Below are 18,034 nucleotides of genomic sequence, written 5' to 3'. Positions count from 1 at the left end.
ATTGTAGCTAAGCGTTAATTACGGTTTCCCGCATATTTGATTACGGTTTCCCGTAATATCGTTAAATGACACCTTTATTCTTGGCTTCTCTGATTAAATCAACATCGGTTCCGCCGGCTACTTCAAGGATTTCGCGGATATTTAGTTTTCTTTTTTCGATAGCGCTTAAAGAAAGCGGAATATAGGTTGGTAGATCTTTAGTTTTTACACCTTTAGATAGATGAAATAGTATTTGCTTGTCGAAAACATCTAATTCGATGTTGTTGTATTGGGCTTGCCCTACTAATTTAATTACGGTTTGGCTGTAATAACTTTCGTCGTTAATGATTTTATCAAAGGCAAAGAGTAATTCGTCAAAAGTCAGGTCGTTTTTGATAATTAAACCGCTTGGGTTGATGTTTTTGATGATATTGTTTATCTTAAGTAATTCTGTGTGCATCGTCAAAAGAATTACTTTACACTCCGGCATTTCGGTTTTCATCAACGCCGCTAAATCTTCTCCGGAATAGATTCCTTTTTCGGCATATTCGGGCATACTGATGTCAAAAAAGGCGATGTCAAATTTTTTAGCTGAATCTATAATGTTTTCATAGCCTGTTTTACAGTTGTTGGCTTGTGTTACTATAAATTCATAGCCTTTTTGGCCATATTTATTGATTGCATTTTTGTAGGCTTCAATAATGAACGGATGGTCATCTACGATTAAAATTTGGATAGGGCTTTTCATTCTTGTTCTACTGTTATAGGTTGTTTAGTTTCTATTGGTATGGTAATTATAATTTTGGTTCCATTGCCTTTTTTAGAATTGATGTCGATAATTCCTTTACAATCATGAGTTCTTGATATCATGTTTTGCATACCAATACCTTTACTTTTCTTATTGACATCGAATCCAACTCCGTCGTCTTGGATTTTCAAATATACATTTTCATTATCGCCTTTTATTTCTACCAAAATGTTTTTGGCGTTGGCATACTTGTTAATGTTTTGCAAGCCTTCCTGAAGAATGCGATATAAGTTGATTTTAATAGCATTACTTACTTTATCCCAAACCACGTTCTCGTCAATGGTATAGTTGACATTCACTTCAAATGCCGTTTTTTGTTCTTCTAATAAATTATGTACGATAGAAACAAAGTTATTAATTAAAACTTGTTTTTCTCTATTCAAGTCGTGGGATATTTCGCGAATGTCTTGTTCGATGGTTTTGAGTTCGTTTAGTAATTCAAAACGTTTTTGTACGGCATCTTCTTCGGTGCTTGAGTTTAAGCTGTCTAGATTTAAGCGCAGACCAAACATTCTGCCTAAAACACCATCGTGTAAATCCTGAGCTAAGCGTTTTTTCTCTTTATTTCGACTTTCATCAATGATAGCTTGCTGCGACATCATTAGGTTGTAAATGTCTTCGTTGGCTTTTTGTTGGGCTTGTTTGTACAGTAATTCACGAGTTCTGGCTCTTTGTGCTCTTACAACAAATAATAGGACTACTAGTATAAAGGAAACTACAAAAACATAGAGAAGGTTTCTGTTGCTTTCTGCTAAGCCTTCATTTTCTTGGATAATTTCGTCGGTTTCGAGCTGGAGACGGGCGAATTTTTCTTGTGATTTTTTCTCAACCTCTTGAATGCTATCGCTTATTTTAATGTAATCTTTGGAATACTTAGAGGAGTTTTTTAAACCTACGTTAGACATTTGCTTTAATGCTACTAGAATGTCTCTGGTTTTTTTTGATGATTGAGCTAAATCAAGAGCTTCTTTTGCAAATATTTGAGATTTTAAAGTGTCTCTTTTAAATATAAAATATTCTGAAATGTGTATTTTGCTAAGTATAATTAGAGATGTTTCTTGTAGATTTTCTCGGACTTTTAAAGAGGTAAAGAATAGATTAGGTAATTCGTTCAGATCTCTTATTTTAAATTTTGAATATGCTAAATTATCAATAAGCAAACTATAAAGCTCTTGATCGTCAAACTCTATTTTTGTATTTTTTAATGCGTTATAATAGTAATTTGTGGCGATCTTGTAATCGCCTTTTTTTTGATAAACATATCCAATATTGTTTAAACAAGTTTCCCTTTGAAAGCTCCCTTTGAGTTGGTTTGCATCAACTATTTTTAATCCTTTATTAAAATATTCAATTGCTTTATCATAATCTTTGGCATCAACAGCAACTATTCCCATCATAGTCAAGATGGCATATGCTTTGTCAAATTCTTTGGTAACATCAGTTTTTTCATAGGCTTCGGTTAATGATCTATCAGCTGCAACAAAATCTCCAATGTTATATTGAATAATACTTTTGTTTAAAAGCACATTTGAAAGCACTTCTTTTTCCTTTATTTTTTTTAGGATTTTTTCTGAGTTGAAATAATAGTAAAATGCACTATCGCTATTTAAAACATTCTTGAGTTGATTTCCTTTATAGCGATAGCCTTGAGCTAAATTAAAACTATCTTTGCTTTTAATAGATTTCTCAATCAGTAAATTAGAAGCTATTTGAAATTCTTTAGTTTTGTTTAGTCTATAAAATCCTTGAGTGATGGAAAATAGTTTATTTCTAGTGGCTGAATCGTTTGGTTGATCCTGGTATACTAGAAGAGCCTTTTTATAGTTCTTGTATTGTGTTTTCGTATCAATTTTAACACTGTTAACGTTTCTCAAAAACAAATTAATGCTGTCGAGTGATTTATTATCGCTGTCAATGGTTGGCTTTTTATCCTTGTTACAGCTAACAATTAAAATAAGAAAAATAAAATAAAATTTATTTATTTTCAATGTGAGTGTTATTTAATATTCCCCAAAAATACTAAACAATTTCCAAAAAAAAACCACTCTGTGAAGAGTGGTTATTATTTTTTCAAAGTATAATTATTCTAATACCGGTTTTTTAGTTCCACTACCACCAGTTTCGTTATCATATTCTAGTACAGGTTTTTTAGTTCCACTACCACCAGTTTCGTTATCAAATTCTAATACAGGTTTTTTAGTTCCACTACCGCCTGTTTCATTATTAAATTCTAATACAGGTTTTTTTGTTCCACTACCGCCTGTGTCTACTGGAGTAGTAAATGAAGTAACTACAAGCATTAAAGCCAATAGTCCGAAGGTTGATGCTAATTTTTTCATAATTTGAGACTTTTTATTGTTAATGTTTTTGTTTCGTTTTAATAAGTGTGGGCTTTTAATGATTTGAGGGCTTTCACACTTTCACGATGTAAAACTAAAAAGGATGTCTCTGTGAATCCCTATATATATTGGTGTTTATGGTAGAATGACCTCGTTTGTGAGTGAATGATAGTCAAATCTGGGTGGATGATTTTGGCAATTTCCTTAAAGATGTTGATAATTTAAAGGAATTGTTGACAACCAATTTTTTTTATGAGTATCCATTTGAATAAATTGTCAACATTAGAACAGGAATGTTTTTTTTTGGAGAGATTGTAATGCTGTTTGACTATATCAAGTTAGTCTTTTTTGGGGATTGAGATGTTGATAGAAGTTCCTAGATTTGGTTTAGAAGTAATCTCGAATTTGCCTTTTAAGGTTTTTATCCTGTACTTCATGTTTTTCAATCCAATGCCATTTTCAGAATCAGAGGTTTTAAATCCTATACCATCGTCAGTCACAGAGAGATTGATTCTGGTGTCGTCCATTAGAATCGTTATTGCTGCTTTTTTTGCTTTTGCGTGCTTGATGATATTGTGGCTGGCTTCTTGAATTATGCGATACAAATTCATTTTTTTAGTGTTAGAAATGGTATTCCAGTCAATGGCATCGTTGAAATCTATTTTAAAGATAGTACTACTTGTTTTGTTTAAGTCGTCGGTGATATTGTTTAATAGTCTACTGAAGCTATTGGAGTTTAAAAACGCTTCCTGATTTAAATCATGGGCAACATTTCGAATTTCTTTTTCAATGTTTTGAATGTTTTTTATATAGTCTAAGCATTTTTTAATGGTAGTCTCATCACGATTAATGGTTAGTATCGAAAGATTGAGTCGTGTGCTCACCAGTTTGTTGATAATACCATCATGTAATTCAAGGCCAATCCGCTTTTTTTCTATTTGACGTGCTTTTTCCTTATTGTCTTCTTGGTTAAGCATGAGTTGGTATATTTCCTCACTGGCTTTTTGTTCTGTTTGCTTAATGTGAAGTTCTTTTTGTTTTAAACGTTGACGAGCTATGATAAAAATCAAAATAGAAATAAAAAGAAGAAAAATTGCGACTACAATCACAAAAGCCCTATGTTTTAGAGCTATGTCTTTTTGTTGTGTAATTTCCTCTGTTTCTAATTGAATTTTATAATATTCGTTTCTGGCTACTCTTTCGGCAAAAAGGATACTGTCATTGATTCGATGGTATTCTTTAATGTATGTAGGAGCTTTTTTTGGATTGATACTGCCTGCATGGCTTAATGCTGTTAAATAATAATGAGTTGCTTTTGATTCTTTAGCGAATTGAACGGCTTTTTCAGCATACTGTCGACCTTTTATTGAGTCTTTCTCTTTTAAGAAGTATTCAGACAAATTTATGTTGATAACTGAACGTTCGTTTTTAATTTTAAGGCTGTCAAATATTTTGTCGGCTTTGTAAAAAATATAAGGTAACTTGTCATTAGAATTTGTTTTTAAATAACAATATCCAAGATTATTTAATATGTAACCATACAACTCGGGGTCTTTTGGTTTTTTTTCTTCAGATAGTGCCAGTTTAAAATAATATCCCGCTTTTAAATAATTTTTTTGTTCTCTATATGAATTTCCGATGTTGTTAAGACATGTTCCTCTCAAATTGTTTTTTTTGTCTTGAATATTGTTTCTTTTTACAAGATTGAGAGCCGTTTTCATTATCTGAATTGCTTTATCATATTCTTTTAGTTCATGATAATTATTGCCAAGGACTATGTTACACATCATAAATTCATAGTTGTTTTCTTTTTTATTTTTATAAAATAAATAGGCTTTTTTTACTGATAATTCGCAACCTAAATGGTCATTTAGTTTATCTTGAACCATTGCCTTTAATAAATTCACTTTTGCTAATCCTTCTTTATCTTTTATTTTTTTATATAAATTTTCAGATTTTCTGTAATAAAAAAAAGAGGAATCCCAGACTTGAGTTTTATTAAAATATCCACCTTTATATCTATAATATCTTGCAAAACCCAAAGTGTCATTAACAGCATTAATTTTTTTAAAGTAAATAGATGAGGTTTTTTTTAGCTTGATTAAATCTTTTGTTATTAAATAATTATAAACCACTAAATTCAAATACTCCCTCGTCAAACTATCATTTCTCTCCAAATCCAAAAAACTTAACGCCTTATCATTATACTTTATTCTTTTATCAAAATCCAAAGTGTCATTCCCTGCCAAGGCAAGGTATTTTTGAATGGAGTCATTGGTTGGGCTACTAGTTTTGTCAGTTGTTCCAGAGTTACAACTTATTAGAATTATAATTAACAATAAAAATCCACAGCTTTTATTCATACAGTCAATTTAATTGAAATTATATTATCCTATTACAATTGCTAATAATTGAGTTCGAAGTTTTTTTACTTCAGCTACAATAGAAGATAAGAGTGTCGTAACCGATCCTGTTATGGTGGTAGAACTATGGTTTGCGTGATACGTAATAGAAATTTCTATGGTTATGTTGGGTTCTTTTTCTTTTTTATTGGTGAAAGTAGGAACCGTAACTTCGTTTAATATTTTTTCTGAATTTTCATTAAAATCAATAATAGAATTAAATTCATAAGTAATGGTTTCTTCACCAGTCTTTACTTTTAAATAGGCATGTTCTGGTTTATCTTTATCTTGAGCAATACCCAAAGACGAAAACAAAATAAAGTTTAGAAAAAGCAAGTATGTTTTATACATAAAAATAGTTAGCAGTTAAAATAATACAGCCCGAGCTTTTTGTCGTCCAAACATCAAAGCCAAGGCTGTATTTTGGTTGGTTTTTGCATACTCCTGTTTAATAACAAACCCAAAATAAACAGAACAAAATTTCAATTAATTTTCACCAAATAAGATACCACTCTAATTTAGCTACATACTCAAGATGGTAAGTCTTGCTTTTTTACCAATAATAAAATTGTTTTTTATTGAGGTAAAATTAACATACTACCATGACTTTCTGTTACACTAAAAGTGTACATTTTGTTAAAATTTTAGAAAAGGATTGTTTTTTTAGGGTAAAATCATATTAAACCTTGTTTTCGCGATTCTCTGAGGATGTCTTCGTCAGTGCCTTTTTCAAGCCCCAGAAATTCCTTTATCGTGACTTTTCTTTTGTCAATCGCGCTTTTGGAAAGGTTTAGGTATTCGGGTAAATTTTTGGTTTGAATCCCTTGAGACAATAACATGATTATTCGTCTATTGTAGTAATCCAGTACTTTACTGGATTCTTTTAGCTCTTGTTTAAGATTTTGGACCGTACTACTATAATAGTTTTCACCTCTGACTATGGCATCAAAAGCAACTAAAAGGTCTTCTGCCAAAAAATCACTTTTGACCAAAAGTCCTTCTGGATTACATTCTTTAATCAACCTTAATAATAATAATGTTTCTGAATGCGAAGTCATCATCATAATTTTGGCATTTGGCAGATATTGTCTGATTATAGGAACTAAATCCGCTCCATCGTGGATGTTTTTATCAAGATATGGAGGCATTGTGAAATCTATAGTAACCACATCAAATGCAATTTTAGTTGTCGAAATCAACTCGTATGCCGATTCACAACTTAATGCAGTGCTGGTAATTAATTTGTATCCAAACGGATTGTAAGACAATATTGCCTTGTATCCTTCTATAATGGGTAGATGATCATCTATAATTAATACGGCTACTTCCATGGTCAAATTTTAGTAAATGTATTATTTTTCTGCTATATCTCCAAATAATTTCCGCCGGCAATGCGAGTGATAATCAAATCAACATTGTCTTTATAAGATTTGGAGAACGGCAGTTTGGTCGTTGAGTTTTTAATATAACAAACGGTATTTCCGGTATGGATTCTCGATACTTGGTCGACATTAATAATATAACTGTTGTGAATGCGCAAGAATTGTGTTTGCGGTAAAACAGTTTCAAAATGCTTCAAGGTTTTGAATGCCGTAATCATTTCGCCATTATTCAAGTGTATATCAGTAGAGTTGTTATCGGCTTCAAAATAAAGAATATCATTTGAGTCGATGTAGCGATAATCACCATAAGATTTGACACAAATTATCAGCGATTGTTGTTTTTGAATGACAACCTGATTTTCAACCGTTGCCGGAATGGTCTTAACTTCAACCTCATGTTCGGCAGTTTCTGTCTCTTCCGTAAGGGTTTCATCTAAAACTTCAAAAGTCGCCGCCGGATTTTTGACTTCCATGTGTGGCAAATCTGATTTAATGGCGCGGTCAAATTTCAATATTGCTTTTCTGAAATCATTAATGTCTAATGGTTTTAGCAAATAATCAACCACTTCATATTTCAAGGCTTCATAGGCCAAATCTTTCTTAGAGGTTGTGATGATAATTTTAGGAACAACACTTAAATAACGGTACAATTCATTAATTAATGACAAAGCAAGATTGCTTTTTTTATCTGAAGGATCAATCTCGAGAAAAACAAGATGAGGTTGGTGTTCGAGAATCAAGTTAACACCTTCGTCATAATTATTAGCTGAAGCGACAAACGAAAGGTTACGAAAGCGCTCAGCTATGACCTGAGTTTTCGTGACATCGTCTTGATTGTCATCAATAATTATGTAAGTGTGACTCATTAACGCTTATCCGTTGATTTTGGGACAGCATTTTCTGATTAAATTAACAGGTAGTTTTGGGGGAAACTTTATGTTAAACTAAATATTAGTATTAAAAATTAAACACAAAAATAAAAACGACCAAATGTGCCGATTTTCGTTGTAACGAAATTATACCATCGTTTTTTGAGTTTTTCAAATTGTTGACAGAAACGCCCAATCTGTTGATATGTGAATTTTATTCAGGAATTAATCTTACAAAAATAAAAAGCCCAAGTTCTGAAAGAACTTGGGCTTAAATATCATATTTGTTTTATTTTACATTTTCATCAACCAGTTTCTCATGGAGACTTCGTTGCTGATAATGTCTCTTAACGCTGAAATTTTAACGCGGTCTTGCGCCATGGTATCTCTGTGGCGAATGGTTACCGTTTCGTCTTCTAAAGTTTGGTGGTCAACTGTGATACAGAAAGGCGTTCCAAGTGCATCTTGTCTTCTGTAACGACGACCAACTGCATCTTTTTCGTCATAAGCGACGTTGAAATCCCATTTCAAATCTTCAATGATTTTTTGAGCAACTTCCGGCAGTCCATCCTTTTTTACTAATGGTAAAACGGCTGCTTTGGTTGGTGCTAAAACGCTCGGTAAACGCAAAACTGTTCTGGTAGAACCGTCTTCTAAAGTTTCTTCTTTTAAGGAAGTAGCAAAAACCGCCAAGAACATTCTGTCCAAACCAACCGAAGTTTCTACTACATAGGGAACATAGTTCGAATTGGTTTCGTTGTCAAAATATTGCAGTTTTTTACTTGAATATTGTTCGTGTGCTTTCAAATCGAAATCGGTTCTCGAGTGAATGCCTTCTAATTCTTTGAAACCAAAAGGGAAATTAAATTCGATATCCGCAGCCGCATTGGCGTAGTGTGCTAACTTTTCATGGTCGTGGAAACGGTAGTTTTCTCTGCCTAAACCCAAAGATAAATGCCAGTTCAAACGAGTAGTTTTCCAGTATTCGTACCATTTCATTTCTTCACCCGGTTTTACGAAAAACTGCATTTCCATTTGTTCAAATTCACGCATACGGAAAATGAATTGACGGGCTACAATCTCGTTTCTAAACGCTTTTCCCGTTTGAGCGATACCAAAAGGAATTTTCATTCTTCCGGTTTTTTGTACGTTTAAGAAGTTTACGAAAATACCTTGTGCCGTTTCCGGGCGCAAGTACAAATCCATTGCGTTTTCTGCTGAAGCGCCTAGTTTTGTGCCAAACATCAAGTTGAATTGCTTCACATCCGTCCAATTTCTGGAACCGGTTTCCGGATCGGCAATTTCTAACTCTTCAATTAAGGCTTTTACATCTTCTAAATCTCCCGCACCAAGAGAACGACCCATTCTTTCCAAGATTTCACGTTCTTTGGCTAAATATTCCATCACTCGCGGATTGGTCGTTTTGTATTGCTCTTCGTCAAAAGAAGCGCCAAAACGTTCACGGGCTTTTTCAATTTCTTTTTTGGCTTTAAGGTTTAATTTTTCGGCATAATCCTCAATTAAAACATCGGCTCGGTATCTTTTTTTAGAGTCTTTGTTGTCAATCAACGGATCGTTGAACGCATCCACGTGACCTGAAGCTTTCCAAGTGGTTGGATGCATCAAAATTGCGGCATCAAGACCAACGATATTCTCATGCATTTGCACCATGGCTTTCCACCAATATTCTCTAATGTTCTTTTTTAATTCGACGCCGTTTTGCGCATAATCATACACTGCGCTTAGACCATCGTAAATTTCGCTCGACGGAAAAATAAATCCGTACTCTTTTGCATGCGAAACTACATTCTTAAATAAATCTTCTTGTTTTGCCATAATGCTGCAAAAATATAAAAAGCGATGATAAAAAAAGGCCTAAAAATCAATTAGAATAGAATTTTTTTATAATTTTATGTAAGAAAATTACTTTTTTATGCTCAATCATCTCTTGAATTTATTTTTTCCAAAGTCCTGCGCCGGTTGTCGCTCCATTTTATTGAGTTATGAATTGTTGATTTGTACGCAATGCCGACACGAAATTCCGCTGACCAATTTCCACAAAAATGAAGAGAACGAAATGTACCAAAAGTTCTATGGTAGAATTCCGTTAGAGTTTGGTGCAGCTTTTTTTTATTTCCATAAAAAAGGCATTGTTCAGGAAATGATGCATCAATTGAAATACAAAGGACAACAAGAAATCGGCGAAATTGTAGGCCATTGGTATGCTTCAGAATTAAAAGATTTGGCATCCATGAAAAATATCGATTACATCATTCCTGTTCCATTACATAAGAGAAGGTTTAGAGAACGCGGTTACAATCAGGTGACTAAATTCGGACAAGCATTGGCACAAAACTTAGCCATTCCCTATGAAGAAAACATACTCCAGCGAAAATTATACACGAAAACCCAAACCAAGAAATCACTTTTAGGTCGTGCTGATATCAGCAAAACCATTTTTGACGTAACTTTTTCTGAAAACCATCATGGCAAACATTTTTTATTAATCGATGATGTAATAACAACCGGTTCAACATTGGAAGCTTGTAGTCGTGAACTGCTCAAAATTCCAAATGCCAAAATTAGCATAGTTTGCATGGCCATGTCACACAGTTAATTTTTACAAAAAAACCAAAAAATGAAAATATTTTCTTATGTTTGTTATGGATTAACTTTTAAATTAACTCTTATGAAAAAAATCTTTTTATTATTTGCAATTATTATTTTATTCCAAAGTTGCTTTAGTTACAAAGCTATAGACAATGATCCAACCAAGATGGAAACTGGTAAAACGTACAAGATTGAACGAAATAATAAGTACTCTAAAGTCGTCTTTCATAATGTCAAAGACAACACAATACTCGTTTCAGAAGATTTTGAGGAAAAACAAATTCCAATAAATGATATCACAGACATCCAAAAAAGAAAACTTTCAGTAGTGAAGACAGTAGCGCTACCTTTGTCCATAATAGCTGGTTTGGTAGGACTCTTTGCTCTATCGTATAATTGACCATCAACAAAGGTAATAGCTTTATAAATAATGGGTCAATGTTCAATTTGTTAAGTTTCGGCTAAAACATTTCATTCACACTAAATATAATTGTTATTTTGTGCTTTGAAAAAATGCTTTATGCGAAAAACTCACTTCAAATATTTTTCTTTACTGCTAATATTTTTAACCATTGGTTGTGCCAAGCGCGGTACAATTACCGGCGGAGATAAAGACACGCTTGCTCCGGTTTTGAAATCGAGTTTGCCCAAAAATTTTTCTACCAATTTTAATGGAAAAGAAATCAAATTGGTTTTTGATGAATATGTAAAGCTCAAAAACGCCAACAAACAGTTGATTATTTCGCCACCTATGAAAAATCAACCTGAAATTTTGCCTTATAATGCGAGCAAAACATTGACCATCAAAATAAAAGACACACTTTTGCCTAATACCACTTATAGTTTCAATTTTGGTCAAAGCATACAAGATAATAATGAAGGCAATCCTTATTCACAGTTTAAATACGTGTTTTCTACCGGAAGTTATATCGATTCCTTAGCGTTAAATGTAAAAGTCAAAGACGCTTTGGAAAAGAAAACTGATAATTTCGTTTCGGTAATGTTGTATGAAGTTAATGAACAATTTAATGATTCCACGATTTATAAAGAAACGCCAAGATATATAACCAATACTTTAGACAGTTTGCAAATAGTCAAACTCGAAAATCTTAAAGAAGGGAAGTATCTTTTGGTGGCTTTGAAAGACAATGGTAATAATGTTTACAATCCTAAGTCAGATAAAATTGGCTTCCAAAAACAATACATTACCATTCCAAATGACACTATTTTTGAGTTAGAATTATTTAAAGAAATACCTCCGTTTAAAGCATTTAAACCAACATTGGCTGCAAAATCAAGAATGTTAATGGGTTATGAAGGTAAAGGGAAAGACACCAAAGTAATTGTAAAAAATGGTTCAGAAATCATTTCATCATTGGTAACTCAAATGCCGAAAAAGGACTCATTACAGATTTGGTTTAAGCCTATAAAAGCAGATTCACTTCAAGTAAATGTTGAAAAAGACAATTATAAAACCGATTTCATCGTAAAAATGAAAGCTGCAAAAGCCGATACATTATCTTTTAGTGCTGATTTCACAGGGATTTTACCAATTCGCGAGCGATTTTCATTAAACAGCTCAACGCCTTTGGTGAAATGGGATCAATCCAAAATCAGCGTAATCAATAAAGATTCTATTGCGCTTGATTTTACTACAGAGTATGATGATTTTAATCAAAAATTCTACTTAGATTTTAAAAGAGAACCTTTAGAACGCTATGTTATTAAAGCAATGCCGGGTGCAATGACTGATTTTTTTGAAAAAGAAAATGATACATTGTCTTATAAAGTCAGTACCAAAAATAGTTCTGATTACGGGAATTTGAGAGTCATTCTTGAAAACGCCAAACGTTTTCCGATTATAGTAGAACTGACTGATAAGACCGGAAAAGTTAAGTATACAGCATATACAGAAAGTGATACTGCCATATACTTTGACGCTATTGAACCGGCTTTATACACCTTGAGAATCATCTACGACGATAACAAAAATAAGATTTGGGATGCCGGAAATTTTCTCGAAAAACACCAATCTGAAGAAGTGATTTATTTTCCAAAAGAAATAGATGTTCGCTCTAATTGGGATGTGGAGCAGCCTTTTAACTTAGGCGGTTAACCCTATAAGCCATATAAGTCTTTTGTTTTCTTATATGGTGAAATGATCTCTATCTTCTAAAAAAGCTAATTTACTTCGGGTTTCTAATAGTTTTTCTTTGTCTAGTTCCACTATAAAAACACCTTCACTTTGTTGTGGTTCAACCAAATAATTTCCCAAAAAATCAACGGCTTGAGAATGCCCAACGTATTCCAAATTATTCTTGTCCATTCCAATTCTATTCACGCCAATGGCATAACTCATGTTTTCTACCGCGCGCGCCTTGAGTAAAATATCCCAAGCATTGATGCGTGGTTTGGGCCAATTGGCCACATAAATTAGCAAGTCATAATTCTCCACATTTCGGGCAAAAACCGGGAAACGCAAATCGTAACAAATCAGCGGGCAAATCTTAAATCCTTTGTACTCAATGATTATTTTTTCTTTTCCCGCGGTATATACTTTGTCTTCTCCTGCGAGTGTGAACAGGTGTCTTTTGTCATAAGTTTTCAAGTCACCATTCGGAAAAACAAATATCAATCGGTTGTAAAAATTACCGTTTTCTTCTATAACCAAGCTTCCGGTAATTGCGCAGTTTTTGGCTTTCGCCAAATGTTGGAGCCACGAAATTGTTTCGCCATCCATAGTTTCAGCAACGTTTTTCGGATTCATGGTAAACCCGGAAGAAAACATTTCGGGCAACACAATCAAATCGACGTCTTCCATAAAACCCGTAATTTTTTGGGCCAAATGACTTCGGTTCTCCGTTGGGTTTTCCCAAATTAAGTGCATTTGTATTAAGGCGATTTTCATTTTTAGGGATAAGTTTACTTTATGGTAATTTCATCAATAAAGATAAAAGCATCGCCATTGTACGGATAGCCTAAATGCCATTCCGGTAGTTTGCCGTAATTGTAAGCTTTCACTTTTACATATCTTGCTTTGAGTACTTTTGAAGCCGTTAGGTTGAAATCTTTGATTTGATTGTCATCGGTTTTCGGATCAACATCGTTATCCACGCTTCCGGCTAAAGTAAAATTAGTATTATCCGAAGAAATATAATATTCCACTTTGGTCGGCATCAAAATCCAAGAGCGCTGGTCTTGCAGAAAAGTACTGTGAAATTCTGTTACGGTTTGTTCTTTTTGCATATCGATTACCGCTTCAAAATCTTGGGTTTGGTAACCTTGCCAATCACCTTTGCGCCAATTAGTCGTTCCGTTGATGCCGTCTAATAAACCTTCAGCACCACCGGCATGGTATTGCGGATTGTAAGTCGATTTGATATCGATGGTGTAATTGTTGGGCTTTTTGAAGAAATTCCCTGAAATAATTTGGCTTTTGATAGGTTGATTGTCAATCATTTCGGCAAATCGCACTTCTATTGTTGCAGTTTCTTTCAAAGTAATTTTTTCTCCTTGGTATTGTTTGAAAGGCACTCCTTTTTCATCATTATAAACAATTCTATAGGAATAACTACCCAAATGATCCGGATGCGGATGATCAAAGTCGATGGCTAAAGAATCTTTAAACGATTTTCTTTGAGCAATAATGACCGGAACGGGAACAATATCTTTGTAAACAAAAAGATTGCTGCTTTTAATAGCATTCTTGTAAAAACCACCTAAATTTTTTAATTCTTCAGCAGTTGAATTTTGATTAATTTCTGCTATATTTTCTCCATCTATATTGAATTTAATTCTTTCAAAATAGGGTTTAGTTTCATCCCATTTGGCCATTCCCGGTGTAACCGCATAAATCCCCATAGAACTCAACACATACCAAGCGCTCATTTGACCACAGTCTTCGTTGCCAATCAAACCGTCGGGTGTGTTTTTGTAGAATTCGTTTAAGATGTATTGTACTTTGGCCTTGGTTTTTTCCGGTTTCCCAACATAATTGTATAAATACGCCATGTGATGACTTGGTTCATTGCCGTGTGCATATTGCCCAATTAAACCGGTGACATCGACTTGTTCTCGACCGGTAGTTTTGCTTTCGCTGTTGAACATTTCGTCGAGTTTGGCTTCAAATTTTTCGGCTCCGCCATATGCTTCAATCATACCCGGAATATCTTGCGGAACAAAAAAAGTATAATGCCAAGCATTCCCTTCGGTGAAGTTATTATTGACTTCTTTCGGGTCAAAAGGTTTGTCCCAACCGCCGTTTTTCTTTGGTCGCATAAAACCGGTATTCCAATCAAAGACGTTTTTCCAGCTTTGGGAACGTTTCATGAAGTACTCGTAATCGTCTTTTTTGTTTAAAATCATTGCCATTTGCGCAATACACCAATCGTCATAAGCATATTCGACCGTTTTGGAAACGCTTTCGTGTTCGTCATCCATGGAAATAAAGCCTTGTCTTTTGTAGGCTTCCAAACCTAAATGATCGAGCATTGCGCTGTGTTTTGCTGCTTCAAAAGCCTTTTCGTAATCAAAACCGGTCAAGCCTTTGGCCATCGCATCTGCCATCACGGAAACCGAGTGGTATCCAATCATACAATCGGTTTCATTCGATGCCAATTCCCAAACGGGTAATCTTCCGCCTTGTTCGTATTGTTTTAAAAAGGTATTTATAAAATCGACGGTGCGTTTTTTTTCAATCAAAGTGTACAACGGATGCGCGCCACGGAAAGTATCCCAAAGCGAGAACACTGAGTAATAATCAAAACCTTCCGCTTTATGAATTTTATTGTCGCGACCACGGTATTTGCCGTCGATGTCTTGGGCAATATTGGGTTGCGCCATCGTATGGTATAAAGCGGTGTAAAAAATGCTTAGTTTGTCTTTATTGGTCTCTGTAATTTCAATTTTGGCTAATTGTTGGTCCCAAAGTTGCTCGGCTGCTTTTTGAACTTTACTAAAATCCCAACCCGGAATTTCGCTCATGTTCAACTTGGCGCCTTCATAACCGGTTGGTGATAAAGCTACTTTGATCCAAATTTTATCGCCTTTGCTGACTTTTTTAGAAAAACTCAACGCCAATTGCGTTCCTTTAAATACTTTGTCAGTGGTAGCAGCTTGTGCCGAATTATTGCTTCTGATTTTATTGATTTGCATCGGTTGGCTGAATTCAATGCGGGCAAAAACGTATTGGTCTTTTGCCCAAGCTTCGCTTCTTCGAAGGATTTCGATGGTTTTGGCGTTAATGATTCGCACTTCACCTTGCAATAATTTATCGCGGTGGTTTAAATCTAGAATAATATTGGCTTGACCGGAATTATTAAAAGTATATTGGTGAAAACCAACTCTGGTAGAAGAAGTCAAAGCCACGTCAATATTATGTTTATCAAGTTTAACTGAATAAAAACCGGCCGAAGCTTTTTCATTAGCATGCGAAAATGTTGAGCTGTAATCTTTTGGACTTAACATTGGATTACCCATCGTTGGCATCAACATGATGTCGCCATAATCGGTACATCCGGTGCCGTTTAAATGTGTGTGTGAAAAGCCGTAAATCGTATTGTCATCGTAATGATAACCCGAACAGCCATCCCAACTGCCGTCAATTCGGGTATCGGGTGACAATTGCACCATACCGAAAGGCACTGTTGCGCCGGGATAAGTATGCCCGTGACCACCGGTGCCAATCATTGGGTTAACATGTTGGTGGAGATTTTGACTAAAAACGGAAAGCGAAATCAGTAAAACAAAAGTGGTAAGTTGCAGTTTCATGGTATGGTTTGTTGTTGTTATGCCAAAGATAAAAAATGGTTTGGTTAAATTTTAAGTTCGATAAAAACAGGCAAATGATCAGAAGGATATTTTAAGTCTTTGGAATCGCTAAGTACTGCGTATTTCTCGACTTTAAACGGATTGTCTTTCGATAAAAAGATGTAATCAATGCGTTTAGTCACGGGTTCATTGTGTTTGAAACCGTTGAAAGTACCACTTGGACCAAAAGGATTTTCTTCCGAGATATCGTGGCTGTCGAGCATTTCTTTTTTGAGATTGATGATCCGCTCTTCGGTGGGTTCCGAATTGAAATCGCCCATCAAAAAGACCGGATAATTTTTAGTATTGAGTGCTTTGATTTTTGAAAGAATAAGAAGAATCGAATTCGTTCTGGCCAATTCGCCCATATGGTCTAAATGTGTATTGAAAATCCAGAAAGTTTGCTTGGTTTTGCTGTCTTTGAACAAAGCATAAGTACAAACGCGATTGAGCGCGGCGTCCCAACCTTTAGAGATTTTTTCGGGTGTTTCCGAAAGCCAAAAGGTGTTTTGTTGCAAAACTTTGAATCGGTCTTTTTTATAAAAAATATTCGAAGATTCGCCTTTACCAATGCCATCTCTACCGATACCGACGTAACTGTAATTGGGTAACATCGTACTGATATCAGTCACTTGATGTTGTAAAGCTTCTTGTATGCCAAAGATATCCGGTTCATAAAAAGCGACTTGTGACGCCCAATAGGCTTTGCGGTTTGGCCAAGCGTTTTCACCGTCGGAAGCTACATCGAGGCGAATGTTGTAGGTCATTAATTGTAGCTTTTGTGCATTGATTGTTGTGCCAAAAAACAGAATAGTTATCAATGAAATGAAGATTTTTTTCATACGAATGAAAGATAGTTTGTTTTCGTAAATGTACATTTTTTATTGCAGAGTTTGCGTTAGGGATTGCAGTGGAAATCCTTTTTGTTTTAGGAATTGTCCTCCGACTGCGCTCAGGTTGACAAACAAAAAGATTGGAACGGAAAGCGCGGCCTGAAAGGACACGCCATAAAAAAACGCATCCAAATTAATGAATGCGTTCTAATGCTTAATGCCTTTTGGCTTGTGCCTATATAATACTCGCTTTTAGATATTCTCTGTTCATACGAGCGATGTTTTCTAAGGAAATTCCTTTTGGACATTCTACTTCGCAGGCACCGGTGTTGGTACAGTTTCCGAATCCTTCTTCGTCCATTTGGCGTACCATGTTTAATACACGTTGGGTAGCTTCTACTTTTCCTTGCGGTAACAAAGCGTATTGTGATACTTTAGCTCCAACGAATAGCATAGCCGAACCGTTTTTACAAGTCGCCACACAAGCACCACAACCGATACAAGCGGCTGCTTCAAAAGCTCGGTCAGCATCGTGTTTAGGCACCGGAGTTGCATTAGCATCAATGGTTCTTCCGGAAGTATTCACCGAAACGAAACCACCGGCTTGTTGGATTCTGTCGAAAGCACTACGGTCAACCACTAAATCTTTTACTACCGGGAAAGCTTTGCTTCTCCAAGGTTCGATGTAAATGGTATCACCGTCGTTAAATTTACGCATGTGTAACTGACAAGTGGTTGTTCCTGTATCCGGGCCGTGTGCACGACCGTTGATATAAAGTGAACACATACCGCAGATTCCTTCGCGACAATCGTGGTCAAAAGCCACCGGTTCTTTTTTATCGTTGATTAATTGCTCGTTCAATTGGTCTAACATTTCCAAAAAAGAACTTGCAGTAGAAACATTATCTAATTTATACGTTTCTATTTGACCTTTGGCTTTAGCGTTTTTTTGACGCCAAATTTTAAGGGTTATGTTGATGTTTTTTGCTGCAGACATAATTTAA

General features: G+C 34.9%; 15 protein-coding genes. 3 read left to right on the top strand and 12 right to left on the bottom strand.

The genetic code is table 11. The features are described 5' to 3' along the window. Nucleotides 1-61 precede the first annotated feature (61 nt). The 8 genes from ACK4R1_RS01270 to ACK4R1_RS01235 form a co-directional block, all read right to left on the bottom strand. The gene (locus tag ACK4R1_RS01270; protein ID WP_409682530.1) at nt 62-727 is read right to left on the bottom strand and encodes a response regulator; all 666 of its coding nucleotides are present in this window, start codon (nt 725-727) and stop codon (nt 62-64) included. Next, complete coding sequence (locus ACK4R1_RS01265) at nt 724-2,775, bottom strand: ATP-binding protein (protein WP_409682527.1); 2,052 nt, start codon at nt 2,773-2,775, stop codon at nt 724-726. Before ACK4R1_RS01265 ends, ACK4R1_RS01270 begins: the two co-directional genes overlap by 4 nt. A 93-nt stretch (nt 2,776-2,868) precedes the next feature. After that, a complete protein-coding gene (locus tag ACK4R1_RS01260; RefSeq protein WP_409682524.1) occupies nt 2,869-3,126 on the bottom strand; it encodes a hypothetical protein in 258 nt (85 codons plus the stop codon). 338 nt (nt 3,127-3,464) lie between these two features. After that, nucleotides 3,465-5,489, bottom strand: coding sequence for an ATP-binding protein (locus tag ACK4R1_RS01255; RefSeq protein ID WP_409682522.1), 2,025 nt, complete (start codon nt 5,487-5,489; stop codon nt 3,465-3,467). Between the two features lie 24 nt (nt 5,490-5,513). Next, on the bottom strand, nt 5,514-5,879 hold the full coding sequence (locus ACK4R1_RS01250; protein ID WP_409682519.1) for a hypothetical protein: 366 nt from the start codon (nt 5,877-5,879) through the stop codon (nt 5,514-5,516). A 323-nt stretch (nt 5,880-6,202) separates the two neighbouring features. Continuing rightward, nucleotides 6,203-6,859 carry a response regulator transcription factor gene (locus tag ACK4R1_RS01245; protein ID WP_409682516.1) on the bottom strand — a complete coding sequence of 219 codons (657 nt, stop codon included), beginning with the start codon at nt 6,857-6,859 and terminating at the stop codon, nt 6,203-6,205. A 32-nt stretch (nt 6,860-6,891) separates the two neighbouring features. Then, nucleotides 6,892-7,776: a LytR/AlgR family response regulator transcription factor gene (locus ACK4R1_RS01240; protein ID WP_409682513.1), complete on the bottom strand. Its 885-nt coding sequence runs from the start codon at nt 7,774-7,776 to the stop codon at nt 6,892-6,894. 297 nt (nt 7,777-8,073) lie between these two features. After that, nucleotides 8,074-9,615, bottom strand: a complete 1,542-nt coding sequence (locus ACK4R1_RS01235) for a glycine--tRNA ligase (RefSeq protein ID WP_409682510.1) — start codon at nt 9,613-9,615, stop codon at nt 8,074-8,076. Nucleotides 9,616-9,712: 97 nt separating this feature from the next. Here ACK4R1_RS01235 and ACK4R1_RS01230 point away from each other — a divergent pair, with 97 nt between their 5' ends. From ACK4R1_RS01230 to ACK4R1_RS01220, 3 genes are all read left to right on the top strand, one after another. Further along, nucleotides 9,713-10,396: a ComF family protein gene (locus tag ACK4R1_RS01230; RefSeq protein WP_409682507.1), complete on the top strand. Its 684-nt coding sequence runs from the start codon at nt 9,713-9,715 to the stop codon at nt 10,394-10,396. Nucleotides 10,397-10,468: 72 nt separating this feature from the next. Beyond that, the gene (locus ACK4R1_RS01225) at nt 10,469-10,789 is read left to right on the top strand and encodes a hypothetical protein (protein ID WP_409682504.1); all 321 of its coding nucleotides are present in this window, start codon (nt 10,469-10,471) and stop codon (nt 10,787-10,789) included. Between the two features lie 120 nt (nt 10,790-10,909). Then, nucleotides 10,910-12,505 (top strand): Ig-like domain-containing protein, encoded by a 1,596-nt coding sequence (locus ACK4R1_RS01220; protein WP_409682501.1) that lies wholly within the window; start codon nt 10,910-10,912, stop codon nt 12,503-12,505. A 30-nt stretch (nt 12,506-12,535) separates the two neighbouring features. Here ACK4R1_RS01220 and ACK4R1_RS01215 read toward each other — a convergent pair whose 3' ends face one another. The 4 genes from ACK4R1_RS01215 to ACK4R1_RS01200 form a co-directional block, all read right to left on the bottom strand. Further along, the gene (locus tag ACK4R1_RS01215; RefSeq protein WP_409682498.1) at nt 12,536-13,297 is read right to left on the bottom strand and encodes a nitrilase family protein; all 762 of its coding nucleotides are present in this window, start codon (nt 13,295-13,297) and stop codon (nt 12,536-12,538) included. A gap of 14 nt (nt 13,298-13,311) precedes the next feature. Next, nucleotides 13,312-16,158 (bottom strand): GH92 family glycosyl hydrolase, encoded by a 2,847-nt coding sequence (locus ACK4R1_RS01210; protein ID WP_409682495.1) that lies wholly within the window; start codon nt 16,156-16,158, stop codon nt 13,312-13,314. A gap of 44 nt (nt 16,159-16,202) precedes the next feature. Continuing rightward, nucleotides 16,203-17,039 carry an endonuclease/exonuclease/phosphatase family protein gene (locus ACK4R1_RS01205; RefSeq protein ID WP_409682492.1) on the bottom strand — a complete coding sequence of 279 codons (837 nt, stop codon included), beginning with the start codon at nt 17,037-17,039 and terminating at the stop codon, nt 16,203-16,205. A gap of 226 nt (nt 17,040-17,265) precedes the next feature. Then, nucleotides 17,266-18,027, bottom strand: coding sequence for a succinate dehydrogenase/fumarate reductase iron-sulfur subunit (locus ACK4R1_RS01200; RefSeq protein WP_409682490.1), 762 nt, complete (start codon nt 18,025-18,027; stop codon nt 17,266-17,268). Nucleotides 18,028-18,034 lie beyond the last annotated feature (7 nt).

Origin of the sequence: Flavobacterium sp., assembly GCF_046293665.1 — a bacterium.
In the GTDB taxonomy this organism is placed as follows: Bacteria; Bacteroidota; Bacteroidia; order Flavobacteriales; family Flavobacteriaceae; genus Flavobacterium.
Note: the sequence above shows the minus strand (reverse complement) of the source record. Positions and strands in the feature narration are given on the sequence as shown.

Coding starts and splice junctions, on each gene's coding strand:
- ACK4R1_RS01235 (WP_409682510.1), bottom strand. CDS start 9,615: ATGGCAAAACAAGAAGATTTATTTAAGAATGTAGTTTCGCATGCAAAA.
- ACK4R1_RS01220 (WP_409682501.1), top strand. CDS start 10,910: ATGCGAAAAACTCACTTCAAATATTTTTCTTTACTGCTAATATTTTTA.
- ACK4R1_RS01205 (WP_409682492.1), bottom strand. CDS start 17,039: ATGAAAAAAATCTTCATTTCATTGATAACTATTCTGTTTTTTGGCACA.
- ACK4R1_RS01230 (WP_409682507.1), top strand. CDS start 9,713: ATGCTCAATCATCTCTTGAATTTATTTTTTCCAAAGTCCTGCGCCGGT.
- ACK4R1_RS01255 (WP_409682522.1), bottom strand. CDS start 5,489: ATGAATAAAAGCTGTGGATTTTTATTGTTAATTATAATTCTAATAAGT.
- ACK4R1_RS01245 (WP_409682516.1), bottom strand. CDS start 6,859: ATGGAAGTAGCCGTATTAATTATAGATGATCATCTACCCATTATAGAA.
- ACK4R1_RS01225 (WP_409682504.1), top strand. CDS start 10,469: ATGAAAAAAATCTTTTTATTATTTGCAATTATTATTTTATTCCAAAGT.
- ACK4R1_RS01260 (WP_409682524.1), bottom strand. CDS start 3,126: ATGAAAAAATTAGCATCAACCTTCGGACTATTGGCTTTAATGCTTGTA.
- ACK4R1_RS01240 (WP_409682513.1), bottom strand. CDS start 7,776: ATGAGTCACACTTACATAATTATTGATGACAATCAAGACGATGTCACG.
- ACK4R1_RS01210 (WP_409682495.1), bottom strand. CDS start 16,158: ATGAAACTGCAACTTACCACTTTTGTTTTACTGATTTCGCTTTCCGTT.
- ACK4R1_RS01270 (WP_409682530.1), bottom strand. CDS start 727: ATGAAAAGCCCTATCCAAATTTTAATCGTAGATGACCATCCGTTCATT.
- ACK4R1_RS01215 (WP_409682498.1), bottom strand. CDS start 13,297: ATGAAAATCGCCTTAATACAAATGCACTTAATTTGGGAAAACCCAACG.
- ACK4R1_RS01200 (WP_409682490.1), bottom strand. CDS start 18,027: ATGTCTGCAGCAAAAAACATCAACATAACCCTTAAAATTTGGCGTCAA.
- ACK4R1_RS01250 (WP_409682519.1), bottom strand. CDS start 5,879: ATGTATAAAACATACTTGCTTTTTCTAAACTTTATTTTGTTTTCGTCT.